Raw genomic sequence first — 24,762 nt, forward strand, 5'->3', positions numbered from 1 at the left:
TGACGTGTCGGTCATCTCGGCGCTGCCGTCCACCTTGTAGCTCATCGTCGTTTCTTCAGGGACACCTGGCCCGCATGCGGGGTTGGGTTGCTCAGTGGCCAAGGCTCTGCTGTTGAAGGCGCGATGAATCGCCCAGGGCGGCATGCGGCCATGAACCGTCTCTCGCCGATGCCGGGTTTCGCGTAGGCTCTGCGCCCATGACGAGTCGCGACTTGCTTACGGACGCCTCAAAGGCGCTTGGCCTGGAGCGACAGCTCACTCTTGTTGAGCCGCATCGTTACCAAGACATTCTTGAACGCATCATTTCCGTTCGAACTTTGCTTCCTAGGCGTGCAACAAACGCGCTCTGGTGGTGGGAGTCGCTCCGTGAGCCCGTCGCTAGCTTCCAGCCGAACGCCCCATTGCAGGCGCTTCATCTGCTAATTCCGCGGGACGAGGTCGTTTGGTTCGTGGTCGAAGAACTCACCGGCTCCAAGAAGCACGGCAATTTCTGGCTCTACGAATCCACGGTCGACGTGATCTACGCTGCACTTGGGGAAATGCCGCACGTCGAGTACTACATCGTTTCAAAGAATTGCGACTGGCTGATTTGCGAGAACCACCACGGCTTGCTCATCGCAAGTGGTGAAGAGATGGCAACCAAGCTCTCCAAGTTGTCAAGACAGCTTCATCCGACCTCCACCAGCCGCTCGGCTGATCGGTGACGTTTAGCGTCTGCTAACGGGCGACCAAATCAGCGAAGTCGACGGCTGCTCAGGGTCGAAAGCCGTCCCAGCCACTCCCTACCGCCCCTACAACTGCCCCGGCGCATCGTGGTCCGCCAGGCTGGGCCGCAGCGCATGCTCGCCTGCCTGCATGCCCTCGTGGTGGCTGAGGTAGAGGGACACGTCGTAGTGCTCCAGCCAGCCAATGGCCTTGAGGCGGTCCAGCACCGGGCCCTTGACCTCGGAGAACTCCAGCCTCAGGCCCTCGGCCGCCAGTGCGCCGCGCAGCTCCTGCAGCGCCACGAGGCCCGACACGTCGATGTGGTTGACCGGCGCCATCAGCATCAGCACGCGCTGCGGCTCGCCGACGCCGCGGCGGTGCTCGCGCACATGGGCCAGCACGACGTCGACCAGGCCGCGCGCGTTCGTGAACACCAGGCTCTCGTCGATGCGCAGGCCGACGACCTCGGGCCGGCATTCGACGGCGAAGCGCTCGACATTGCGGAAATGCTGGGTGCCCGGCACGCGCCCGATGCGCGCGACATGTGGCCGCGCGGTGCGCTGGATCAGCAGCGCGACGGACCCGACGACGCCGATGGCCAGCGCCGCGCCAATGCTCCACAGCAGCACGGCCGCCGTGACGGCCGCCATCAGCAGCCCCTCGGCCCGCGCATAGCGCCAGGCCTCGCCGTAGTGGCCCAGCGTGAAGCCGCCCAGCACGGCGACGACGATGGTGGCCGCCAGCACCGGCTTGGGCAGGTGGGCCAGCGGCCCGGCCAGCATCAGCATCGCAAGGAACATGAAGCCGGCGACGAAGACCAGGCTCCAGCGGCTGTGCGAGCCGGCCTCGTGCAGCAGGATGCTGCGCGAGAAGCTGCCGGCCACCGGCATGCCGCCGGTCAGCGAAGCGACGACGTTGGCCGCCGCCAGGCCGCGCAGCTCGGCCGCCGGCAGCAGCTTCTCGCCGCGGCGCTGCGCGAGCGACTCCGACACGGCGAGGCTGGACACGAAGGCCATCAGCGCGACCAGGGCCGCGCTGGGCAGCAGTTGCAGCCACAGCGCCGCGTCCGGCGGCGGCAGGCCCAGCGGCACGGCCAGCGACGGCAGCGCGCCGACCTGGGCCACGCCGCCAGAGGCCGGCGTGAAGGCCGACAGCAGCATCGCCGTGACCAGCAGGAGCAGCGGCGCCAGCCGCGCCAGCAGCTTGGAGCCCGCGCGCCGCGACAGCAACAGCAGCACGATGGCCACGCCGCCCCAGGCCGCGCTGAGCGGATTGAGGCCGCCATGCGGCGCCGAGCGCAACAAGTCGGGCAGCGTGAAGCCGGTGGCCGCGCTGCCCAGCAGCACGGGCAGCTGACCGGCCGCGATCATCAGCGTCGCGCCGTTCTCGAAGCCGCGCAGCGCCGGCACCGACAGCAGCGAGGCCAGCGCATCCAGGCGCAGCAGCGCGGCCAGGCCGAGGACGCCGCCCACCTCGGCGGCCAGCACCAGCGCGCCGGCCTCTGCCGACACGCCGGCCGGCAGCCCGCCCAGGGCCTGGGCGATCATCAGCGCCAGCACCGCCACCGGGCCCAGGCCCAGTACCGGGCTGGAGCCCAGGGCCGCATAGGCCAGCAGCGGCAGCAGGCTGGCGTACAGGCCCACCTGCGGCGGCAGGCCGGCCAGCATCGCGTAGGCCAGACTCTGCGGGATCAGCAGCACGGCAACGACCGCGCCGGCCATCAGGTCGGCGCGCCAGTGCGAGGTCTTGTTGTCCATCAATCGACCTTCGCGCCCGACACCTTGACGACCCGCGCCCACTTGGCGGTTTCCGCAGCGATCAACGCGGCGAACTCGGCCGACGAGCCGCCGCCAGCGACAGCGCCCTGGCTGGCCAGGCGCTCGCGCAGCGCCGGCGTGTTCAGCGCCGCGGCCGCCTCGCGCTGCAGGCGCGCGACCTGCTCGGCGGGCTGGCTGCTGGGGGCCAGCAGGCCGAACCAGGAGCTGGCCTCGTAGCCCTTGAGCGCGGGGCCGCCGGCCTCTGCGATGGTGGGGAGATCGGGCACGGCCGGGCTGCGCTGTGCGCCGGTGACGGCCAGGGCCAACAGCTTGCCGGCCTTGATCTGCGGTAAGGCGGAGGGCAGGTTGTCGAACATCAGGTCCATGTTGCCGGCCACCAGATCCAGCAGGGCCGGGCCCGAGCCGCGATAGGGGAAGTGCAGCATGTAGCTGCCGGTCATGCTCTTGAAGAGCTCGCCGGCCAGGTGGATGGAGGTGCCGTTGCCGCTGGAGGCCATGTTGAGCTTGCCGGGGTTGGCGCGCGCGACACGGGCCAGGTCGGCGACGCTCCTGATGCCATAACGCGCCGCGTTGGCGGGGTTGAGCACCAGCACATTGGGCACCGCGGCGACCAGCGTGACGGGCGCGAAGTCCTTCACCGGGTCGTAGGGCAGCCGCGGGTAGAGAGCCGCGTTGATCGCGTGCGTACCGACCGTGCCCATCAGCAGCGTGTGGCCGTCGCTGGCCTTGGCGACTTCGGCCGCACCGATGTTGCCGCCGGCGCCAGCGCGGTTCTCGACGACGACCGGCTGGCCCAGGCGCTGCTGCAGCTCGGGCGCCAGCGCGCGCGCCAGCAGGTCGGTGGTGCCGCCGGGCGTGAAAGGCACGATGAGGCGGATGGGCCGGCTCGGCCAGGCGGATTGGGCGAAGGCGGGCAGCGCGAGGCTGGTTGCGAGCGCGGTGATCTGGCGCCGATTCAATGCCATGGCGGTCTCCTCTCGGTCATGGGGTTCAGCGGTCGACTTTCACGCCGGACAGCTGCGCGATCCGCGCCCATTTGGCGGTCTCGGTGGCGATCAGCGCGGCGAAGTCGCGCGCGCCACCGCCCTGGGGCTGCAGGCCCAGCGCGTTCATCTGCTCGCGCAGCCCCGGCTGGGCCAGCGCGGCGGCGGCGTCGTGCTGCAGGCGCGCAATCTGTTCGGGCGGCTGGCTGGCGGGCGCGAACAGGCCGACCCAGGCGCTGGCCTCGAAGCCCTTCAGCGCCTCACCGCCGGCCTCCTCGACGGTGGGCAGGTCGGGCAGGCTGGGGCTGCGCCGTGCACCCGCCACGGCCAGCGCGACGAGCTTGCCGGCCTTGATCCGCGGCAGGGCCGAGGGCAGGTCGTCGAACATCAGATCCATATTCCCCGCAATGACGTCCTGCCGTGCAGACGCCACGCTGCGGTAGGGATAGTGCAGCAGATCGATCTGGCCCAGGCGCTTGAAAAGCTCGCCGGCCAGGTAGGCCGGGCTGCCGTTGTCGCCCGATGCGATGTTCATCCGCCCTGGCCTTGCCGCAGCGACACGCAGCAGGTCGGCGACGCTGCGCACGCCCAGGCTGCGCGCGACGCCGACGTTGACGACGAGCACAAGCGGCGCGCCCGCGATGAGGCCGATGGGCGCGAAATCGCGCACCGCGTCGTAGGGCAGGCGCCGCGACAGCACGGGGTTGATCGCATGCGTGCCGACGGTGCCGATCAGCAGCGTGTGGCCGTCGCTCGCGCCGGCGACCTCGGCGCAGGCGATGTTGCCGTGGGCGCCGGGCTGGTTGTCGACAAGGACGGGCTGGCCCAGGCCGCGCTGCAGCTCCGCCGCGAACAGCCGCACGACGAAGTCGGCTGCGCCGCCAGCCCCGAAGGGCAGGACGAGGCGCAGCGGCCGGTTCGGCCAGGCGGGTACCGCGCCGGGCTGGGCGCCGGCGCGCGACGCGGCAGTACCGGCCAGCCACAGCAGCAGGCTGCGGCGCGACGGAAGCCCCGGCCTCATGCCGGCCCCAGCAGCAGCTTCAGGCGCACCTGGCCGTTCAGGCAGGCGGCGTCGAAGTCCTGCAGCAGCGAGGCCAGCAGGTCGGCATCGGGGGCGTCGACGGCAGTGATGCCGACGGCGCGGTTGCGGCCCTCGGCCTTGGCCTTGTAGAGCACCATGTCGGCCCAGTTGACGGCCTGCTCCCAGTGCAGGCGCAGGCCCGGGCCGGCCGAGCCGCCGAGCGGGAAGCTGGCGAAGCCGATGGAAACGGTGACGCGCAGCGGGCCCTCGCTCGTCGGGATGGGCTCGACGCCGATGCCGCGCAGGATGCGCTCGGCCATCTGGGCGAGGTCGCTGCCGGGCAGCTCGGGTGCGAAGACGAGGAACTCCTCGCCGCCCCAGCGCACGACGAGGTCGGTGTCGCGCACGGCGGCGCGGATGCGGCGCGCGACCTCGACGATGACGGCGTCGCCGGCCGCGTGGCCATGCCAGTCGTTGACGTTCTTGAAGTGATCGATGTCGATCATCATCAGCGCGCCGTGGAAGCCCTCCGCGCGGCTTTCGGCGTCGGCCTCCTGGCTGCGCTGCTCCATGACGGCGAGGAAATGCCGCCGGTTGGACAGGTCGGTCAGCGGGTCGCGCTCGCTCTGCGCGCGCAGCAGGCTCTGGTTGGCCGTGAGGCGGGCCTGCGCGCGCCGCATGCGCAGCAGCGTGACGGCGATCAGCCCCAGCGACAGCAGCAGCAGCGCGCCGACGGCGATGCCGACCTGCTGCGCGAGCTTCTGATTCTCGAGCTGCTGGTCCTTGAGCTGGCCGTCGCGGGCCAGCAGGTCGAGGTCGCGCTGCTTGGCGGCGCTGTCGTACTTTCGGCGCAGCTCCTCGAGCGCGGAGGCGCGGTTGCGCTCGTTGGCGCGGGCGTTCAGGTCGCGCTCGCCGGCGAAGGCGGCCAGCGCCTCCTTGTACTGGCCGGCCTCGGCCCAGGTGTCGCCGAGCTCGCGCAGCTCGCGGGCGCGCTGCGCGAGGGCGGCCGGGTCGATGCCGAACTCGCCGACCTTGGCGAGTTCCTGGCGCGCGGTGTCGAACTGGTGCAGCTTGATGTGGGCGACGGCGAGGTTGTGGTGCAGCAGGCGTTCGAAATAGCGGTCGTGGAAGCGCTGCAGCACCGGCAGCGCCTTCTGGCCGACGGCCAGCGCCTCCTTCAACTGGCCCTGGTGCATATAGGCGTCGACGAGGTTGGAGCGCATCATGGCGGCGAAATGCAGGGCCCCGGCCTGCTCGGCCAGCAGCAGCGCCCCCTCCAGCGCGCTGCGCGCGGCGCCGATGTCGTTGGCGCGGCGCTCGACGACGGCCTGGGCGTTGCGCACGCGGGCGCCGGCCAGCGGGTCGCCCTGGGCCTCGACCTCGGCGGCGTGCAGCTCGGCGCGCGCCGCGTCGCCATGCTCCTGGGCCTGCAGCACGGTGGCCAGCAGGCCCAGGCTCTGCACGACCAGGTATTTGTCGCCACCGGCCCGGGCCAGGGCCAGGCCGCGGCGCGTGCTGGCCTCGGAAGCGACCAGCTCGCCCTGGCTGGCCTGGTCGCGCTGGATGATGCGCAGGGCCTCCCAGGCACTGCGGAAGTCGCAGCCCAGCTCGCGCACCGCGCGCATCTCGTCGCCGGTCGGGCAGCGGGCATCCAGGCCACCGAGGGCGCGCGCGGCCAGCGCGCCGCCGGGCTTGCCAGCACGCTCCTGGGCCAGGGCACGCAGCAGCCAGCTGCGGTCCACGCCATCGGGCCGGCCCATCAGCTGCACGGCGACGGCATCGGCCGCCTCGAGCTGGCCGGCAGCCAGCAGCACGCGGCCGCGCGCCAGCAGCCAGGCGGCCTCGCGCGGCTGCCCGGGCTCGGCCTGGGTCGGCCAGCGCCGCTGCAGCTCGGCGAGCATGCCGTCGGGGTCGTCGAAGGCGCGGCGCGTGAGGTCGGCCAGCCAGTTGTCCTCGCTGGCCGGGTCGGGTGCGGTGACGGGCGTGGCCGGCACGGCGGCGGCCAGGGCCAGGGCCAGGGCCAGCGTGGCGATCAGGGTGCGGCCGGGCTGGTTCATGCGCTCGCGGCGGCGCTGGAGCCGCCGATCTGGATTTCGCCGGCCGCGCGCGCGGCGGCGGGGCCGCTGAGCAGCTGCAGGCCAACGAGGCCTTCGCTCCAGGCGGACTCGATCCGGGCCGTCAGCTGGGCGGCTGCCAGCGCGTCCTCGGCCTGGATGCGGTCGACGCCATAGGCCTTGTTGCGGCCATGGGCCTTGGCGAGATACATGACGGTGTCGACGAGGTCGATGGCGCGCTCCCAGGACAGGCGCAGGCCGTAGGGCGGGATGGGCAGGCTGACGAAGCCGATGGAGGCGGTGACGTCGATGTCGCGGCCCTCGTGGCGCACCGGCCGGCCGCCGATCAGGTCGAGCAGGCGCTGCGCGAGCTGGGGCGCGAACATGCCTTCGCGGGTGCGCGCGACGATGAGGAACTCCTCGCCGCCCCAGCGCACGATGAGGTCGTCGTCGCGCACGGCCTGGCGCAGCCGCTGCGCGATCTCGACGAGGACGGTGTCGCCGGCCGCATGGCCGAAGCCGTCGTTGATGCGCTTGAAGTGGTCGATGTCGATCAGGAAGACGCTGGCCGACAGGCCGCCCTGGCCGGACAAGCTCTTGATGGCCGCCTGGAAATGGCGGCGGTTGGCCAGCCCGGTGAGCGGGTCGGTCTCGCTCTGGCGCTTCAGCGATGCATTGCTGTGGGCCAGGGCCTCGTTGGTGCGGCGCACGCGCCGGAAGGCCTGCCAGAGCAGGCCCAGCGACACGACGACGCAGCCGCCCAGGGCCGACCACAGCGCCAGCGCGAGGTTGCGCTGGTGGACCTTCTCTGACTTGAGCGCGTTGTCGCGGTTGAGCAGCTCGATGTCGCGGGCGCGCTGCTCGGCGTCCTGGCGCTCCTGGGCCTCCAGCAGCAGCTTGCGGGTCTCGTCGCGCAGCACGCGGTCGCTCAGGCGGCGGTGCTCGCGGTAGGCCGCGACGGCACCGGCCAGGTCACCGGCCCGCTCCAGGTACTCGCCCAGCTCCTTCCAGCCGGCCGACGCATAGGCGAGCGCGCCCTGCTGCTCGTCCAGCGTGGTGGCGGCGCGCACGTCGTCGCGCCCCTCGGCGACGCGGCCCATCGCGATCTTGGCCAGACCGATGTTGGCGCGTGCCACGCTCTCAGCGCCGGTGTTGCGTGCCGCGCGCGCCAGCGGCAGGGCCTGCTCGGCCACCTCCAGCGCGCGCGCCGGGTGGCGCTGGTGCAGGTGGTAGTCGGCCAGGTTGGCGAGGTTGAGGGCGCGCACCGAGTCGGCGCCGGCGCGCACCGCCTGGTCGAGGGCGTCCGACCAGGCCTGCAGCACGATGTCGGGGTCGCCGCCCTCGTCCGAGTACAGGATGCCGCGCATCGTGTAGACGCGGTTCAGCGTCATCGGGTCGGGGTCCTTCTGGGCCTCGGCCAGGGCCTGGGCGGCGATCTGGCGCGCCCGCGCCGGCGTGTCGGCACGGTAGGTCGTGAAGGCGAGGTCGATCAGGGCCAGGGCCTGACGCCAGGGCTGGCCGAGCTGCTCGGCCAGGCGCAGCGCCGCATGGCCATAGCCCAGCGAAGCGTCGAGCTCGCCGGCGTCGCCGCTGATGGCGGCGAGCTGGTGGTAGTAGCGCCAACGGTAGACCGCCCCGGCACCATTGACCTGGGGCCCGTCGACCGCCAGCAGCAGCTTGCGCGCCTCGCGCAGGTCGCCGTTCTGGCGCACGTATTCGGCATCGATGCTGGCCGCGGCGACCGCAGCGGTCGCGCGCAGCCCGCCGTCCGGCCAGCGGCGCAGCTGCTCGGCCAGCTGCTCGCTCAGCGCGCGGTCGCGGCTCAGCGCGGCGAGCAGGCCACGCAGCGCGACGACATCGAGCTGGGCGGCGCTGCCGGCGGGCAGGGCTTCGCCACGCGCACGCAGCTCCTGCGCGAACTGGGTGGGGCGGGCCAGCGCGGCGCGCTCGATGCGCTCCAGATCCTGGGCCAACACGGCATCGGTCGGCGCCGACGCGCCGGCCGCCGGGCCGGCGGGCGCGCTGCCGCCGCCGCGCGAACAGGCGGCCAGCAGCGCCAGCGCCGACAGCGCCACGCAGAGCATGAATCGGGAAGCCAGGGATCGGTGCATCGCAGCGGCGGGTGCAGGGGGAGGTTGGCCCTCCGGCCGGATTTCAGCGCGGTTCAGCATGCCAGGAGCACGATTCACTGAAAAGTCCGTTCAAATTGCACGCGCAAACGCTGTCAGCCCACCTGAGCCACCTGCCCCTGGTAGCCGCGCGGCACGGCGCCCAGCAACCGCCGCGTGTACTCCTGGCGCGGCGCCGCGACCAGCTCGGCCGTGGCGGCCTGCTCGACGACATCGCCGTTCTGCATCACCAGCACCTCGTCGGAGATGAACTTGACGACGGCCAGGTCGTGGCTGATGAAGATGTAGCTGAGGCCGAACTCGTCCTGCAGATCCTTCAGCAGGTTCAGCACCTGGGCCTGCACCGACACGTCCAGCGCCGACACGGCCTCGTCCAGCACCAGCACCTCGGGCCGCAGCGTCAGGCAGCGCGCGATGGCGATGCGCTGGCGCTGGCCGCCCGAGAACTCGTGCGGGTACTTGGCCATCGCGCCCTCGTCCAGGCCCACGCGCCGAAGCAGCGCGATGGCCGTGGCCTCGCGCTCGGCCGCGTTCGCGCCGATGCCGTGGATCTCCATCGGCTCGCGCAGCGTCTGGGCGATGGTGAAGCGCGGGTTCAGCGAGGCATAGGGGTTCTGGAACACGACCTGGATGCGGCGGCGCATCTGCTGCCAGTCGGCGCCGTTCATCTTCAGCAGGTCGCGGCCGTCGAACAGCGCCTGGCCGCCCATCGTGCCGCCGCCCTGCTCGTGCAGGCGCAGCAGGGCCAGGCCCATCGTCGTCTTGCCCGAACCGGACTCGCCGACGACGCCCAGCGTGTGGCCACGCTTCAGCTGGAAGCTGACGCCCTTGACCGCCTTGAACTCGCGCCGGCCGAACAGGCCGTCCTTCAGCCAGAAGCTCTTGTGCAGGCCACTGACCTCCAGCACCACCGGGGCATCCGGGTCCTTGGCCTTGGTCTCGGTGGCCGCGCTGCGGCCGGCAATGTGGTCGTCGATGACTATCAGCCGCGCCGGGTTGCCGGCCAGCGACGGCCGGCAGGCCAGCAGGGCCTTGGTGTAGGCGTCCTGCGGGTCGTTGAAGATCTTCTCGACCGGCGCGTTCTCGCGCACCTGGCCGTGGCGCATCACGACGACCTGGTCCGAGATCTCGCCGACGACGCCGAGGTCGTGCGAGATGAAGAGCAGGCTCATCTTCAGGCTCTGCTTGAGCCGCGCCAGCAGCTCCATGACCTGGCGCTGGATGGTCACGTCCAGCGCCGTCGTCGGCTCGTCCGCGATCAGCAGCTTCGGGCTGCAGGCCAGGGCCACGGCGATCATCACGCGCTGCTGCTGGCCGCCCGACATCTCGTGCGGATAGGCCTTCAGCCGCCGCTTCGGTTCCGGGATGCCGACCTCGTTGAGCAGCTCCTCGGCACGCGCCAGGGCCTGGCGGCGGCTCAGGCCCATATGCTTCATCAGCGGCTCGCAGATCTGCGTGGCCACGTCGAAGACCGGGTTCAGCGAGCTCATCGGGTCCTGGAAGACGCAGGCGATGTCCTTGCCGCGGATGGCCTGCAGCTCGCGCGTGCTGCTGTGCAGCAGATCGCGGCCCTGGAACAGCACGCGGCCCTCGCGCTCGGCGTTGCTCGGCAGCAGGTTGAGGATGGACATGGCCGTCACGCTCTTGCCCGAGCCGGACTCGCCCACCAGGGCCACCGTGCTGTTCTCCGGCACGTCGAAGCTGACGCCCTTGACGGCCAGCTGGCGCTGCATGAGGCCGTCGGCCTTGCCCATGCGGAAGGCGACCTTGAGGTCCTGGATGCTCAACAACATAAATGCCTCAGTCAGTTGGGGTCAGAACTACTCGCTTCGCTCGGGCGGTCTGACCCGCAATTACTCAAGACCTCGCAGCTTCGGGTCGAGCGCATCGCGCAGCGCATCGGTGAACAGCGCGAACGCGGTGACGAAGACGGCCATGAAGGCGGTCACGGCGGCGAGCTGCCACCAGTAGCCGAGGATGAGCTCGTTCTGCGCCTCGCTGAGCATCGTGCCCCAGGAGACCTGGTCCACGCCGACGCCCAGGCCCAGATAGCTCAGGATGACCTCGCTCTTGATGAAGCCGACGACATGCAGCGACAGCTGCACCAGCGCCACATGCGACACATTGGGCAGGATGTGCCTGAACATGCGCGACCAGGGGCTGGCGCCTATGGCCTCGGCCGAGCGCACGTATTCGCGCACGCGATGCTTGATGAACTCGGCACGGATCAGGCGGTAGATGCCGGTCCAACCCGTGAGCGCGAGGATCAGCACGACCGAGCCGACACCGCGGTGCACGACGGCCGCGAACGCGAAGATCAACAGGATGTTGGGAATGGCCGTGAAGACGTTGTAGACCCACTCCAGCGCGTCACCCACCTTGCCGCCGAAGAAGCCCGACAGCGCGCCCAGCACGGTGCCGATCAGCGTCGCGGCCAGGGCCGCGGCCAGGCCGACGAAGATGGACACCTCGGCGCCCTTGACGACCTTGGCCAGCACGTCGCGGCCGAGGCGGTCGCCGCCGAGCGGCAGGGTCTCGGACTTGGGCGTCTCCTCGGTCTTGAAGGCCTTGGCGCGCTCGGCCCATTCGGCATAGCGGGGCGCCAGCGGGTCGATGTCGGACAGGTCGACGTTGGGGCCCTTGGGCGCGACGATGACGCCGGTGTCCTCGGGCGGCTGCGGGCCGACGACGGTGGGAGGCGCATTGGGCACGCCGACCTCCTTCTGCCAACCCGCGGCGACGATGCCGGCCGCGGCCAGCAGCACCAGCACGAGAAAGGCGGCGACGATGCCCATCGACGCGATGCCGACGCGGTCGGTCTTCAGGCGCCGCCAGGAGGCGGCCCAGACGCCGCCGGAAGAGGAGAGGGTCGCGCTCATTTCAGAACGACTCGCGGGTCGGCGAGCTTGTAGAGCATGTCCACGACGAGATTGACGGTCATCGTCAGCATCGCGAGATAGATCGCGAAGGCCTGGATGACGGGGTAGTCGCTGCGGTTGACGGCCAGCAGCAGTTCGCGGCCCAGACCCGGGATGGAGAAAAAGACCTCGAGCAGGAAGGAGCCGACCAGCACGCCCGGCAGCAGCACGGACACATTGGTGAGGATGGGGATCATCGCGTTGCGCAGCACGTGGCGCAGCAGTACGACGCCCTCGGTCATGCCCTTGGCGCGCGCGGTGCGCACATAGTCGTGGCCGATCTCGTCGAGGAAGAAGCTGCGGTACAGGCGGATCTGCGGCGCCATCGACACCATCACCGCGACGAGCACGGGCAGCGGCGCATAGGTGGTCAGGTTGGTCCAGTGGTTGCCCGTCCAGCCCTGCACCGGGAACCAGCCGAGGCGGAAGGCGAAGACGTACTGGGCCAGGATGACGTAGACCAGCAGCGACACCGACACCGCCACCGTCGAGCAGATCATCACGGCGCGGTCGGTCAGGCTGCCGCGCACGGTGGCAACGGCCAGCGCGAAGGGCACGGCCAGCAGCACCTCGAGGAAGAGGATGGGCAGCGTGATCGTCAGCGTGGCCGGCAGGCGGGTGGCGAACAGGTGGCCCACCGGCTCCTGCGTGGCCCAGCTCTTGCCCCAGTCGAAGCTGACGATCTGCTTGACGAAGATCCACAGCTGTGCCCAGACCGGCTTGTTCAGGCCGAGCTGCTCGCGGATGGACTGGATGGTCTCGGGGCTGGCGTTCAGGCCGGCCAGCGCGACGGCCGGGTCGCCGCCGAAGTACTTGAACAGGAAGAACACCAGCAGCACGACGCCGACCAGGGTCGGGATCATTTGCCACAGGCGACGGATCAGATAGGCCGCCATTCGGGACTCCAGCGGGGCTCCAGAAATTGCAAACCCCGCCGAAGGGAGCGGGGTGGCGAGGAAAGCGGGGCGGAGTCTATGCGAGCACCGCGCTTCCGCGGACTGCCGGTTTCACTAGACTCCGCGCTTTTCCAGCCCCGCCCCCTCCCCTGCTCATGAAGCTCGCGTCCCTGCTGACCGCCCTGCTGCTGGCCTGCGCCGCGACGGGCGCGCACGCCGCCGACAAGCTGCTGCGCTACGCCTTCCGCGTGGCCGAGACCGGCTTCGACCCGGTGCAGGTGTCCGACAAATACTCCAAGGACGTGATCGCCGGCATCTTCGACGCGCCGCTGGAGTACGACTTCGGCGCCCGCCCCTTCACGCTGCGCCCGGCCACGCTGGCGGCCATGCCCGAGGTCAGCGCCGACTTCAGGACACTGACCTTCCGCGTCAAGCCCGGCATCTATTTCTCCGACGACCCGGCCTTCGGCGGCAGGAAGCGCGAGCTCGTCGCGCAGGACTATGTCTACTCCCTCAAGCGCCACTACGACCCGCGCTGGAAGAGCGGCAACCTCTATCTGCTGGAGAACGCCAGGATCCTCGGCCTGTCGGAGCTGCGCCGCGAGCTGATGAAGGCCGGCAAGCCCTTCGACTACGACCGCGAGGTCGAGGGCCTGAAGACGCTGGACCGCTATACCTTCCAGATCAGGCTGGGCCTGGGCGACCCGCGCTTCATCGACAACTTCGCCGACGCCGGCACCTTCGGCGCGGTCGCGCGCGAGGTCGTCGAGCGCTATGGCGACCACATCATGGAGCACCCGGTCGGCACCAATGCCTTCCGGCTCGCGCAGTGGCGGCGCAGCTCGCGCATCGTGCTCGAGAGGAACCCCAACTTCCGCGACCTCCGCTATGCCGAGAGCGCGCCGCCCGATGCCGATGCGCGGCTGCAGGCCGAGGTGGCCGCGCTGCAGGGCCGCAGGCTGCCGCTGGTGGACCGGGTGCAGATCGACGTCATCGAGGAGAACCAGCCGCGCTGGCTGTCCTTCCTGCGCGGCGAGTTCGACGTCATCGAGGAGGTGCCGCAGGACTTCGCCGGCGAGGCCATGCCCCGCGGCCGTCTCGCGCCCCACCTGGCCCGGCGCGGACTGCACATGCAGCGCTACCCGCGGGTGGACGTGTGGGTCAGCTACTTCAACATGGAGGACCCGGTCGTCGGCGGCTACACGCCGGAGAAGACCGCGCTGCGCCGCGCGATCAACCTGGCCGTGGACCTGGACCGGGAGATCCGCCTCGTGCGCCGCGGCCAGGCCGTGCCGAGCCAGGGGCCGGTGCCGCCGATCGCCTATGGCGGCTCGCCGAGCTTCAAGACCGAGATGAGCGAGTTCGACCCGGCCAGGGCCAAGGCCCTGCTGGACCTGTATGGCTATGTCGACCGGGACGGCGACGGCTGGCGCGACCTGCCCGACGGCGCGCCGCTGCGCATCGAGTACGCGACCCAGCCCGATGCGCAGAGCCGCCAGCTCATCGAGCAGTGGCAGAAGAACATGGACGCCATCGGCATCCGCATGAGCTTCAAGGTGGCCAAATGGCCGGAGAACCTGAAGGCCTCCAGCGCCGCCAGGCTGCAGATGTGGGGCGTGGGCTGGACGGGCACGACGCCCGACGGCGACACCTTCCTGGCGATGGGCTCCAGCAAGTCCAAGGGCGCCGCCAACCGCGCGCGCTTCGACCTGCCCGCCTTCGAGGCGCTGTACAACCGGCAGAAGGCCCTGCCCGACGGCCCCGAGCGCCTGGCCGTCATGCAGGACGCCCAGCGCCTGCTGGTGGCCTATGCGCCCTACAAGTTCCACGTCCACCGCATCTGGACCGACATGGCCCAGCCCTGGGTCAAGGGCTATAGCCGCAACCTGTTCGTGCGCGACTTCTGGAAATACGTCGACATCGACACCGACGCCAGCCCCAAGGCCCACCGATGAAACCCCTGCTCGCCGCGCTCGCCACCTGCCTCGCCCTGCTCGCACCGGCCCGCGCGGCCGAGCCCGCCGCGACGCCGGTCAAGACGCTGCGCTATGCGCTCAAGGTCGCCGAGACCGGCCTGGACCCGGCCCATGTGTCCGACATCTATTCCCGCACGCTGACCAGCCACATCTTCGAGGGCCTCTACACCTACGACCCGCTGGCGCGGCCGACACGCATCGTGCCGCTGATCGCCGCCGGCGAGCCCGAGACCAGCGCCGACTTCAGGACCTTCACCATCCAGGTCCGCCCCGGCATCTATTTCGCCGACGACCCGGCCTTCAAGGGACGGCGGCGCGAGGTCACCGCGGCCGACTTCGTCTACAGCATCAAGCGCTTCGCCGACCCGGCCAACAATTCGCCGGCCTGGCCGAGCTACGAGGAGATGGGCATCGTCGGCCTCAACGAGCTGCGCGAGAAGGTGGACAGGTCGGGCAAGCCCTTCCCCTACGACGCCGAGGTGGAGGGCCTGAAGGCGACGGGCCGCTACACGCTGCAGGTCCGCACACGCGAGGCGCGGCCACGCCTGATCGAATCCGTCTTCGCCGGCAACGACCTCTACGGCGCCGTCGCGCGCGAGGTGGTCGAGTTCTACGGCGACAAGATCTCCGAGCACCCGGTCGGCACCGGCCCCTTCATGCTGAAGGCCTGGCGGCGCAGCTCACAGCTCGTCTTCGAGCGCAACCCGGGCTACCGCGAGCGCCGCTACGAGGCCAGCCCGGCGCCCGGCGACGCGGAGGCCCAGGCCATCTACACCCGGTTCAAGGGCCGCCGCATCCCGATGGTGGACCGCGTCGTCGTCGACATCATTGTCGAGAACCAGCCGCGCTGGCTGGCCTTCCTGAACAACGAGCACGACTTCATCGAGCGCGTGCCCGAGGACTTCATCACCCAGGCCGCGCCGGCCCGCAGGCTCGCACCCAACCTCGCCAGGCGCGGCATGCACGCGGTGTTCACGCTGGCACCCGACTCGACGCTGACCTGCTTCAACCTCGACGACCCCGTCGTCGGCGGCATGGCGCCGGCCCGGGTCGCGCTGCGCCGCGCGATCTCGCTGGCCTACGACACGACGCGCGAGATCCAGCTCGCGCGCCGCGGCCAGGCCGAGCCGGCGCAGTCGCCGCTGATGCCCGGCACCAGCGGTTTCGACGCCAGCTTCAAGAGCGAGATGGGCGACTACGACCCGGCGCGCGCCCGCGCTCTGCTCGACATGTATGGCTATGTCGACCGTGACGGCGACGGCTGGCGCGACCTGCCCGACGGCAGCCCCCTCGTCATCACGCGCAACACCGAGGCCAACTCGCTGAGCCGCGCCATCGACGAACTCTGGGACAAGTCGCTACGCGCGGTCGGCATCAAGCTGCAGCTCAAGGTGCAGCAGTGGCCCGAGAACCTGAAGGCCGCGCAGTCCGGCCACTACCAGATGTGGCCCGTGGTCTTCTCGGCCGCCCAGCCGGACGGCATCGGCGCGCTGCAGTTCTACTACGGCCCGGCCATCGGCACGCAGAACCTGGCACGCTTCAAGGACGCCCGCTTCGACGCGCTCTACGACCGCATGCAGGCCCTGCCCGACGGCCCCGAGCGTGAGGCCCTGTTCCGCGAGGCCAAGCGCATGACGGTGGCCTACATGCCCTACAAGGTGCACGCCCACCGCGTCATCACCGACATCGAGCAGCCCTGGATGAGCGGCTTCTACCGGCCGCTGTTCTGGCAGGACTTCTGGCAGTTCGTCGACATCGACGCCGCCAGGCAGCCTGTCCGATGAAAACACCGCGTGCATCCCATCGTTTCGACGGCCCGTCGCAAGCGGCTGGCTCGCATGTGCACGGCCGCTAGGCTTCACCCCATCAACACCGCAAGGAGCATGAAATGAACGACGCAGAAGAACTCAACAAGCTGGCCGACCTGCACGCCCGCGGCGTGCTCAACGACGAGGAGTTCGCCAAGGCCAAGGCCCGCGTGCTGAGCGGTTCGACCGCGAGCGCCGCCGGCGCAACACCCGGCCCCAATGTCGGCGCCGTCAACGGCCTGCGCCGCAGCCGCATGGACCGCTGGCTGGGCGGCGTCTGCGGCGGCATCGCCCGCGCGACGGGGCTGGACTCCTGGGTCTGGCGCCTGATCTTCACGGTGCTCTTCCTCGCCTTCGGCAGCGGCATACTCCTCTACATCCTCCTCTGGATATTCGTTCCGGAGGAATAACAGAGGCCGCAAGGCCGACTCCTCAAGCGACTGCCACGGAACCGGCTTTGCCGGGCCGTCGGCAGTGCCCCCTTGAGGGGGCGGCCGTCAGGCCGTAGGGGGTGGTCTCATGAAACAGCTTGCGGGGCTAGACGCCAGCTTCCTCTATCTGGAAACACCGCAGATGCCGATGCATGTCGGCGCGCTGCATCTGCTGGAGCTGCCCGTCGGCTACGACGGCGACTATGCCGAGGACCTGCGCGAGCACATGCGCGCCCGCATGCCGCTGCTGCCGGCCCTGCGCCGTCGGCTGCTGGCGATGCCGCTGGGCCTGTCCAACCCCGGCTGGGTGGACGCCGAGCCCGACCTCGACGAGCACATCGTGGAGATCGCCCTGCCGAATGTGAACGGTCAGGGCAGCGGCATGGCCGAGCTGGAGGCCCAGGTCGGCCTGCTGCACCCGGTGCTGCTGGACCGCAGCCGGCCGCTGTGGAAGTTCCATGTCTTCACCGGCCTCGAATCCGGCCCCGAGGGCCAGCCGCGCGTGGCCCTCTACACCCAGCTCCACCATGCCGCGGTGGACGGCCAGGCCGCGGTCGCGCTGGCCCAGGTCATCCTCGACCTCAGCCCCGAGCCCCGCGCCATCGACACCCTCGCCGCGCGCGGCCGCAGGCGCGGCCAGCTCGGCACCGTCGGCATGCTGCGCGCGGCGGTCGGCCAGCAGTGGAAGCAGACCGTCAAGCTGGCGCGCTCCCTGCCCAACGCGGCCACCATCCTCGGCGGCATGGCGGTCAAGTCCCTCGGCGGCGCGGCGGCCGAGGCCTCGGTGGACAAGCTGCGCACGCTGCTGTCCAGCGTCGCCGAGCAGACCACCGCCGTCGTGCGCGGCAGGAAGTCGGTCGCCAGCCTCGGCCCCGCGCCGCGCACGCGCTTCAACGTCAGCCTGTCGGCCACGCGCTCGTTCGCCGGCGTCACGCTGCCGCTGGCCGATCTCAACCGAACGCGCAAGCGCCACGGCGCGAGCCTGAACGACGCGGTGCTCTTCGTCATCGGCGGCGCGCTGCGACGCTATTTCGCCAAGCACGGCCCGCTGCCGCGCCGCAGCCTGATCGCCGCCGTTCCCGTGTCCACGCGCGCGGCCGGCGACACCACGTCCAACAACCAGGCCACGATGACCTTCATGAGCCTGGGCACGCAGCTGGGCGACCCGGCCGAGCGCCTGACCCATGTGATGGCGTCCAGCAAGGCGATGAAGGCCCAGATGGCCCAGCTCAAGAGCCTGATGCCGACCGACTTCCCGTCCATGGGCATCCCCTGGCTGATGCAGGCCGGCGCGATGCTCTACGGCCGCGCCAGGGTGGCCGAGAAGCTGCCCGTCGTCGCCAACGTCGTCATCTCCAACGTACCGGGGCCGCAGCTGCCGCTCTATCTGGCCGGCGCGAAGATGCTGACCAACTACCCCACGTCCATCGCCGTGCACGGCCTGGCGCTGAACGTGACGGTGCAGACCTACAACCAGTCGCTGGACATCGGCCTGATGGCCTGCGGCGAGGCCCTGCCCGAGACGGCCGAACTGGCCGCCTATGTGGAGGCGGCCTTCATGGAGTTCCAGGCCCTGCCCGTGGCCGAGGCGGCACCCGCGCCGGCGCCCACCGCGAGGAAGGCTGCGGCGAAGAAGGCCCCGTCCAAGAAGGTGGCGGCCAAGAAACCCGTCGCCAAGGCGACACCCCGGCCCCGGGCAAGCACGGCCCGCAGGAAGGCCGCCGCTGGCTAACAATGGCCGGGCCCTGCCCGACCCCGTTTTTTCCGCATGTCCGCCTCCCACTCGCCGCGCCCGTCTTCCCGTTTCCTGCACTGGCAACAGCCCGCCACCCTGCCCCACCCCGACTGGTCCGACCTGCGCGCCCCCAACGCCTGGCTGCTGATGCTGGAGGGCCGCGCGCCCTGGGAGTACGCGGCCCTGCTCACCACCATGCCGTGGATGAAGAAGCTGCCCCAGGGTGATGGCCATCCCGTCCTCGTCTTCCCGGGCCTGGGGGCGCACGACTTCACCACGGCTCCGCTGCGCGCCATGCTGGACTCCCTCGGCTACGCCACCCAGGGCTGGGGCCAGGGCTTCAATTTCGGGCCGCGCGCCGGCGTGCTGGAGCAGATCAAGCACGACCTGCAGGCCCTGTACCGCCGCCACCACCGCAAGGTCAGCCTGCTGGGCTGGAGCCTGGGCGGCATCTATGCCCGCGAGCTGGCCAAGGAATGCCCGGAGCTGACGCGCTGCGTCGTCACGCTGGGCACGCCCTTCACCGGTCACCCGCGCGCAACCAATGCCTGGCGTTTCTTCGAGATGGTCAGCGGCCATGCGTCCGACGACCCCGAGCTGATCGAGGCCATCCGCCAGCCGCCGCCGGTGCCGACGACCTCCATCTACTCCAAGAGCGACGGCGTCGTCGCCTGGCGCTGCAGCGTCAACGAACCCTCGCCGCTGGCCGAGAACATCGAGGTCCAGGCCAGCCACATCGGCCTGGGCGTGAACCCGATCGCGCTGTACGCGCTGGCCGACCGGCTGGCGCAGCCGGAGGGGCAGTGGCAGCACTTCGAGCCCAAGGGGGTGAGGCGGTGGTTCTACCGGACGCCGGCCGGCCCGAAGACGGCATGACGCGCGCGGCGCCAACGACCTTTTCGATCCGCTGCTACTGCTCGGCCGTGAGCCTGCAGGCCGACGCGCCCCCGACGAGCGTCGTCCATTGCCATTGCGGCCAGTGCCGGCGCCTGAGCGGCGCCGCCTTCACGACCTGGGTGAGCTTCCCGAGGGCCGCCCTCGCCACCGGCAGCCACGAGGCGCTGAGCGCCTTCCGGGCCACGCCCAACGTCAGGCGGCATTTCTGCCGCATCTGCGGCTGCCACGTCTTCTCCGAGGACGCCCGCCTGCCGACGATCCTGGGCGTGCCCGCGGGCGCGCTGGGGGACGGGTCGCCCGAGCTGCGGCCCAGCGCCCATTACTTCGTCGATCACAGGGCGGCCTGGCATGCCCTCGGCGACGAGCTGCCGCGGTTCGGCGGCGAGTCCGGCGTGGAGCCCTCTGCCGCGTCGCGCAACTCGCGGTAAGGTAGCGCCCTCAACCCGGACCCCGACCATGCAACACCACACCCTCGCCGCCGCCGATGACAAGGCCGCCGCCAAGAAAGACGCCCCCGAGAAGATGGAAGAGCAGCTGCTGTTCAAGAGCCGCTTCGTCATGGTCTTCGGCGAGATCGACGACAAGATGGCGCTGGCCACCTGCCGCCGCCTGCTGGCGCTGAGCCAGGAGTCGGAAGCGCCGATCACGCTGCTGATCTCCTCGCCCGGCGGCCATGTGGAGAGCGGCGACGCCATCCACGACATGATCCGCTTCGTGCGCGCGCCGGTGACGACCGTCGGCACCGGCTGGGTCGCCAGCGCCGGCACCCACATCTACCTGGCCGCGCCCAAGGACAGGCGCCTGGCACTGCCGAACACGCGCTTCATGATCCACCAGCCGGCCGGCGGCGCCGGCGGCCAGGCCAGCGACATCGCCATTCAGGCCCGCGAGATCATCCGCACCCGCGAGCGCATCGCCGCCACCATCGCCAAGGAGACCGGCCAGCCGCTGGAGCGCGTGGCCGCCGACATCGAGCGCGATTTCTGGATGAGCACCGGCGAGGCCATCGAATACGGCCTGGTGTCGCGCGTCATCGAGAAGCAGGCCGACCTGGGCTGATGACGGTGCCCCCACGTCGGCTTCGCCTCCTGCCCCCCGCGGGGGCGTCTGCGCCCTTGGGGCGGCCCGGCGGTCCCTGATGCAGGTCAGCGCCAACGGCGTCCGCATCGAGGTCGACATCCACGGCCCGGACAGCGGCGAGCCGCTGCTGATGATCATGGGCCTGGGCATGCAGCTCATCGCCTGGCCCGAGGGCCTGGTGGACGAGCTGGTGGCGAGGGGCTTTCGCGTCATCCGCTTCGACAACCGCGACGTCGGCCTGAGCCAGCCCTTCGACCAGTTGGGCCTGCCCAACATCCCGCTGGCGGCGCTGCTGCACACCTTGCGGCTGCCGCTGAAGGCGCCCTACCAGATCGCCGACCTGGCGCGCGACGCGGTCGGCGTGCTGGACGCCTTGGGGCTGCCCAAGGCCCATGTCTGCGGTGCGTCCATGGGCGGCATGATCGCCCAGCACCTGGGCTTCGCCCACGCCGGCCGCGTGAAGAGCCTGACGCTGATGATGACGACCAGCGGCGCGCGGCAACTGCCCAAGGAGAGCCTGAAGGTGCGCCGCGCGCTGCTGTCGCGACCGCGCCCCGGAAGCACGCCGGAGCAGAAGCTGGAGAACGTGCTGGACCACTACGTGGGCCTGTACGGCGTCATCGGCAGCCCGGCCTACCCGCCCGAGCCCCGCGCGCTGCGCGAGCGCATCGCACGCGGCGTGCGGCGGTCCTTCCGGCCGCAGGCGGTGGCGCGCCAGCTCGTCGCCATCGCAGCAGACTCGCATCGCGCCGCGCGCCTGCCACGCATCACGGCGCCCACCTTGGTCATCCACGGCGAGGCCGACGCGCTGATCCCGGTGGCCGCCGCGCACGACCTGGCGCAGCGCATCCCGGGCGCGCGGCTGGAACTCATCCCCGGCTGGGGCCACGACCTGCCCGAGCCGCTGTGGCCGCGGCTGGCCGACGCGGTGGCGCGAAACGCCGGGCTCTGAGCACCCCCGTCAGGACAAACCGCGGCGACGGCCCTGAAGTGTCAGCGCGCGCCACGCGCCTCGGCCTTGATCTCGACGCTGCTGCGCTGCCGGTCCTCGCCCTCGACGGTCAGCGTCAGCGGCACCGTCTCGCCGGCCTGGATGGGGCGCTGCAGGCCCATTAGCATGACGTGGTAGCTGCCCGGCTTCAGCGCCACGGCCTGGCCGGCCGGCAGCGGCAGCGCGTCGACGGCGCGCATCTTCATGACGCCGCCGTCCATCTTCATCTCGTGGATCTCGACCACCGCCGCCAGCGGCGAGCTGACCGCGACGACCTTGAGCGGCCGGCTCGCCGTCAGCTGCATGAAGGCGCCGGTGGTCTTCTGCGGCGCGACGGTGGCGCGCACCCAGGCGTCCTCGACCTTGACGGGGCTCTGGGCCTGGGCGGAGAGCACGGTGGCGAGCAGGGCGGCGGTGATGAGCAGGCGGGGCATGGCGGTGTGTCGGCAGCAACGGGAGCCGCCATTGTGCGCAGCCCGGCCGCTTGACCCCACTGTCCATGTGTACTATCGTACTAGTACACATAGTCAGACAGCCATGGAAGCCGCGCACTTCGTCCAGATCAACACCGGCTCGCCCGAGCCCATCTACCGCCAGCTCATCGAGCAGGTGCGCCGGCGCATCGCGGCCGGCCAGCTGAGCGCCGGCGACGAGATCCCGTCGGTGCGCGAGCTGGCCCAGGCGCTGGCCGTGCACCCGATGACCATCTCCAAGGCCTATTCCATGCTGGAGATGGAGGGCCTGCTGGAGCGCCGGCGCGGCCTGTCCATGGTGGTCGCGGCCCAGCACCGGCGCGCCCAGCCGCCGGCCTCGCGCATCGAGCTGCTGCGCCCCGCTCTGCAGAAGGCCGCCGACGAGGCCCGCCAGCTGGAGCTGCCGGCGGCCGAGGTCATCGCCCTGTTCACCCAACTCCTCACCGAGAGCCAAGCATGACTGCCCACTTCCCCCACACCGAGACGCCCAGCGCCGCGCTGGCGGGCGTCAGCCTGAGCTACCCCCGCGGCGACGCCGTGCTGCGCGGGCTGGACTGGACGCTGCTGCCCGGCCAGGTCGTCGGCCTGCTGGGCCGCAACGGCGCGGGCAAGACGACGCTGCTGGAGACCCTGCTGGGCCTGCGCCAACCGCAGGCGGGCCAGGTGCAGCTGTTCGGCCAGGACGTCATGCAGCTCGACGACGCGGCGCGCGCCCGCATCGGCTATGTGCCGCAGAGCAGCGACCTGTTCGAGGCCTTCACGCCGGCCCAACTGCTGGCCTATTTCAGGAGCTTCTACCCGCGCTGGAACGAGGCCAAGGTCGAGGGCCTGCTGTCGCGCTGGGACATTGCGCGCGACAAGCCCATCCGCAAGCTCTCGGGCGGCCAGCAGCAGCGCCTGTCCATCATCCGTGCGCTGGCCCACGAGCCCGACCTGCTGGTGCTGGACGAGCCCGTCGCCAGCCTGGACCCGGTGGGCCGGCGCGACTTCCTGCGCGAGCTGGTCGACCAGGTGCTGGACCGCGGCACCACCGTCGTGTTCTCGACCCACATCCTGTCCGACCTGGAGCGCGTGGCCTTCAACCTCGCCTTCCTCAGCGAGGGCCGCATCGCGCTGCAGGCGCCGCTGGACGAGCTGCTGGAGCAGGTGCGCGCCTTCACCGGCAGCGTCACCGAGCTGGCGGGCCTGTTCGCGCGCCTGGGTGCCCAGCCGCTCAAGCGCACGCCGCTGGAGGCCGGCCGCGAACGCGTGCTGGCGCGGCTGCCGGCCGGCGTCAGCGCGCCGCTGGACGCGCAGGCCGTCAACCTCGAAGACCTATTCGCGGAGCTGACCTGATGAACGCCGCCACCTCCAGCCAGATGCTGCTGGCCTTCTGGCGCCAGCGCGACCACGAAGCGCCCTGGGGACGGCGGCTGCTGCTGGCACTGACGCTGCTGGGCCTGGGCGCCGCCCTCTACGCCGCGCCCGGCCTGTGGCCGACGGTGCTGGCCGGCAGCGCCGCGCTGGCCCTGGCCGCGCTGTGGACGGCCGTCGCCGGCAGCCTACTGCTGCAGAACCACCCGCATGCCGCTCGCTTCGTGCCCGGCCATCTGCAGCGGCTGCGCGAGCTGGCGCTCGCGGCCTGGGCCGCGGTGACGCTGGCCTGCACGCTGCTGCTCTGGCTGAGCCTGTCGCGGCTGCCGCCTTTCCCCGCGCTGCTGCTGATCGTCGCAGCCACGCTGGCGTTCACGGCCTGGGCGCTGCGTGCCTGGATGCTGTGGATGCTGCTGTCCTTCGGGCCGGCGCTGTTCTTCGGCTTCGGGCTGGACCGGCGCCTCGCGCCGCTGTGGAGCCTGCTGCGCGAGCTGTGGGCGGCGCAGACCGCGACGGTGGCGGCGCTGTGCCTGCTGGTGCTGGGCTGGTCCATCACGCGGCTGTTCGGCAACGGCGACACGGCGCACAGCCAGGGCTATGCCCGCCGCGCCCGCATGCGGCGCGCCTCGCGCGACGGCATGATGGGCAACCGCGCCGGCCTGGCCACCTTCGGCCGCCCGGGCGAGTGCCTGGGCCAGCCGTTCGAGCGCGCGGCCTCGGCCTGGCTGCGGCATGTGCTCGCCCGGGCCCGGGCCACGCCCGCCAGCGTGCTGCAGCGGGCCGAGATCGTGCTGCACGGCCAGCAGCACTGGCTGCGCCAGGGGCTGGGCGTGCTGGTGGCGCTGGCCATCACGGCGCTGAGCTTCGGCCTCCTGCTTGCGATGGGCGGCCTGGGCCCGGACAAGGCCTGGGCGCAGGGCGCCTTCGGCATGGCCATCGGCGTTGCGAGCGCGGGCTTCAACCCGAGCTTTGCACTGCCCAATATGCTGTGGCAAAGCCGCCGCGAGCAGGCGCTGTTGAGGCTGCTGCCGGGCATGCCGCAGGGCACGGCGATGAACCGCGGCGTGGCCTGGCTGCAGCTGCGCCATGCGCTGCTGGCGTGGACCCTGACGGCGCTGACCCTGGGCCTGCTGGCCTGGGCGGCTGACGACCTGGCCCTGCTGTGCCTGGCCTTCGGCGCGCTGCCGCTGAGCGCCAGCTGGCTGCTGCGCGCGCCGGCCCGCATGCAGGCACCGTCGTCGTGGACCGCCGTGCTGCCGATACTCGCCTTCCTGCTACTGGCCTGGGGCATGTACGCCGCCAACAGGAAGCTGGACGTGCCGCTGGCGGCGCTGCTGGGCGCCAGCGTGGTCGCCAGCCTCGTGCTGGGGCTGTGGCGCTGGCGCGTGGTCTGCCGCGCGCCGCAGCCCCTGCCGGCGGGCCGCCTGGGCTGAAAACGCGCCGCCCCGCCAGCAATCGCTCGAAAAGAGGCAACAAATCGCGCGGCTGGCAAGGCGGCTGCAAGCTCGCAACAGGTCAAGGTGGCAAGCTGCCG

At 71.1% G+C, this 24,762-nt stretch carries 21 protein-coding genes; 12 read left to right on the forward strand and 9 right to left on the reverse strand.

Going from position 1 to position 24,762, the window contains the following annotated elements; all coding sequences use genetic code 11:
• Nucleotides 1-197 precede the first annotated feature (197 nt).
• Nucleotides 198-704, forward strand: a complete 507-nt coding sequence (locus tag EV671_RS19245; protein WP_132574739.1) for a DUF6756 family protein — start codon at nt 198-200, stop codon at nt 702-704.
• Between the two features lie 87 nt (nt 705-791).
• On the opposite strand, the gene EV671_RS19250 is transcribed toward EV671_RS19245, so the two are convergent.
• The 8 genes from EV671_RS19250 to EV671_RS19285 form a co-directional block, all read right to left on the reverse strand.
• Nucleotides 792-2,462 carry a SulP family inorganic anion transporter gene (locus EV671_RS19250; RefSeq protein ID WP_132574741.1) on the reverse strand — a complete coding sequence of 557 codons (1,671 nt, stop codon included), beginning with the start codon at nt 2,460-2,462 and terminating at the stop codon, nt 792-794.
• Nucleotides 2,462-3,448 carry a Bug family tripartite tricarboxylate transporter substrate binding protein gene (locus tag EV671_RS19255; protein ID WP_132574743.1) on the reverse strand — a complete coding sequence of 329 codons (987 nt, stop codon included), beginning with the start codon at nt 3,446-3,448 and terminating at the stop codon, nt 2,462-2,464. The genes EV671_RS19250 and EV671_RS19255 overlap by 1 nt, the downstream gene beginning before the upstream one ends.
• A gap of 25 nt (nt 3,449-3,473) precedes the next feature.
• Nucleotides 3,474-4,487: a Bug family tripartite tricarboxylate transporter substrate binding protein gene (locus EV671_RS19260; RefSeq protein WP_132574745.1), complete on the reverse strand. Its 1,014-nt coding sequence runs from the start codon at nt 4,485-4,487 to the stop codon at nt 3,474-3,476.
• The gene (locus tag EV671_RS19265) at nt 4,484-6,544 is read right to left on the reverse strand and encodes a tetratricopeptide repeat-containing diguanylate cyclase (protein ID WP_132574747.1); all 2,061 of its coding nucleotides are present in this window, start codon (nt 6,542-6,544) and stop codon (nt 4,484-4,486) included. Before EV671_RS19265 ends, EV671_RS19260 begins: the two co-directional genes overlap by 4 nt.
• Nucleotides 6,541-8,652 (reverse strand): GGDEF domain-containing protein, encoded by a 2,112-nt coding sequence (locus EV671_RS19270; RefSeq protein ID WP_132574749.1) that lies wholly within the window; start codon nt 8,650-8,652, stop codon nt 6,541-6,543. The genes EV671_RS19265 and EV671_RS19270 overlap by 4 nt, the downstream gene beginning before the upstream one ends.
• A gap of 113 nt (nt 8,653-8,765) precedes the next feature.
• Nucleotides 8,766-10,463 (reverse strand): ABC transporter ATP-binding protein, encoded by a 1,698-nt coding sequence (locus EV671_RS19275; protein WP_132574751.1) that lies wholly within the window; start codon nt 10,461-10,463, stop codon nt 8,766-8,768.
• 60 nt (nt 10,464-10,523) lie between these two features.
• The gene (locus EV671_RS19280; RefSeq protein ID WP_132574753.1) at nt 10,524-11,549 is read right to left on the reverse strand and encodes an ABC transporter permease; all 1,026 of its coding nucleotides are present in this window, start codon (nt 11,547-11,549) and stop codon (nt 10,524-10,526) included.
• Nucleotides 11,546-12,484 carry an ABC transporter permease gene (locus tag EV671_RS19285; protein WP_132574755.1) on the reverse strand — a complete coding sequence of 313 codons (939 nt, stop codon included), beginning with the start codon at nt 12,482-12,484 and terminating at the stop codon, nt 11,546-11,548. Before EV671_RS19285 ends, EV671_RS19280 begins: the two co-directional genes overlap by 4 nt.
• Before the next feature lie 155 nt (nt 12,485-12,639).
• On the opposite strand from EV671_RS19285, the gene EV671_RS19290 reads away from it, so the two are divergent.
• From EV671_RS19290 to EV671_RS19325, 8 genes are all read left to right on the forward strand, one after another.
• Entirely contained in the window at nt 12,640-14,439 is a 1,800-nt protein-coding gene (locus EV671_RS19290; RefSeq protein ID WP_132574756.1) for an ABC transporter substrate-binding protein, read from the forward strand.
• Complete coding sequence (locus tag EV671_RS19295) at nt 14,436-16,244, forward strand: ABC transporter substrate-binding protein (RefSeq protein WP_132574758.1); 1,809 nt, start codon at nt 14,436-14,438, stop codon at nt 16,242-16,244. Before EV671_RS19290 ends, EV671_RS19295 begins: the two co-directional genes overlap by 4 nt.
• A gap of 104 nt (nt 16,245-16,348) precedes the next feature.
• Nucleotides 16,349-16,678: a PspC domain-containing protein gene (locus EV671_RS19300; protein ID WP_132574760.1), complete on the forward strand. Its 330-nt coding sequence runs from the start codon at nt 16,349-16,351 to the stop codon at nt 16,676-16,678.
• A 109-nt stretch (nt 16,679-16,787) separates the two neighbouring features.
• Complete coding sequence (locus tag EV671_RS19305) at nt 16,788-18,431, forward strand: wax ester/triacylglycerol synthase family O-acyltransferase (RefSeq protein ID WP_132574762.1); 1,644 nt, start codon at nt 16,788-16,790, stop codon at nt 18,429-18,431.
• Between the two features lie 36 nt (nt 18,432-18,467).
• Nucleotides 18,468-19,310 (forward strand): alpha/beta fold hydrolase, encoded by an 843-nt coding sequence (locus tag EV671_RS19310; protein WP_132574764.1) that lies wholly within the window; start codon nt 18,468-18,470, stop codon nt 19,308-19,310.
• Nucleotides 19,307-19,759 (forward strand): GFA family protein, encoded by a 453-nt coding sequence (locus tag EV671_RS19315; RefSeq protein ID WP_132574766.1) that lies wholly within the window; start codon nt 19,307-19,309, stop codon nt 19,757-19,759. The genes EV671_RS19310 and EV671_RS19315 overlap by 4 nt, the downstream gene beginning before the upstream one ends.
• Nucleotides 19,760-19,787: 28 nt before the next feature.
• The gene (locus EV671_RS19320) at nt 19,788-20,390 is read left to right on the forward strand and encodes an ATP-dependent Clp protease proteolytic subunit (RefSeq protein ID WP_132574768.1); all 603 of its coding nucleotides are present in this window, start codon (nt 19,788-19,790) and stop codon (nt 20,388-20,390) included.
• Nucleotides 20,391-20,469: 79 nt separating this feature from the next.
• The gene (locus EV671_RS19325) at nt 20,470-21,363 is read left to right on the forward strand and encodes an alpha/beta fold hydrolase (RefSeq protein ID WP_132574770.1); all 894 of its coding nucleotides are present in this window, start codon (nt 20,470-20,472) and stop codon (nt 21,361-21,363) included.
• 41 nt (nt 21,364-21,404) lie between these two features.
• Here the strand turns inward: EV671_RS19325 and EV671_RS19330 are convergent, their stop codons facing one another.
• Nucleotides 21,405-21,836 carry a copper chaperone PCu(A)C gene (locus EV671_RS19330; protein ID WP_132574772.1) on the reverse strand — a complete coding sequence of 144 codons (432 nt, stop codon included), beginning with the start codon at nt 21,834-21,836 and terminating at the stop codon, nt 21,405-21,407.
• A 103-nt stretch (nt 21,837-21,939) separates the two neighbouring features.
• On the opposite strand from EV671_RS19330, the gene EV671_RS19335 reads away from it, so the two are divergent.
• The 3 genes from EV671_RS19335 to EV671_RS19345 are packed head-to-tail and all read left to right on the forward strand — an operon-like array spanning nt 21,940 to nt 24,661.
• A complete protein-coding gene (locus tag EV671_RS19335; protein WP_132574774.1) occupies nt 21,940-22,335 on the forward strand; it encodes a GntR family transcriptional regulator in 396 nt (131 codons plus the stop codon).
• Nucleotides 22,332-23,210: an ABC transporter ATP-binding protein gene (locus tag EV671_RS19340; protein ID WP_132574776.1), complete on the forward strand. Its 879-nt coding sequence runs from the start codon at nt 22,332-22,334 to the stop codon at nt 23,208-23,210. The genes EV671_RS19335 and EV671_RS19340 overlap by 4 nt, the downstream gene beginning before the upstream one ends.
• Entirely contained in the window at nt 23,210-24,661 is a 1,452-nt protein-coding gene (locus tag EV671_RS19345) for a hypothetical protein (protein WP_132574778.1), read from the forward strand. The genes EV671_RS19340 and EV671_RS19345 overlap by 1 nt, the downstream gene beginning before the upstream one ends.
• The last annotated feature ends 101 nt before the right edge of the window (nt 24,662-24,762 follow it).

The organism is Roseateles saccharophilus (assembly GCF_004342485.1).
Lineage (GTDB): Bacteria > Pseudomonadota > Gammaproteobacteria > Burkholderiales > Burkholderiaceae_C > Pelomonas > Pelomonas saccharophila.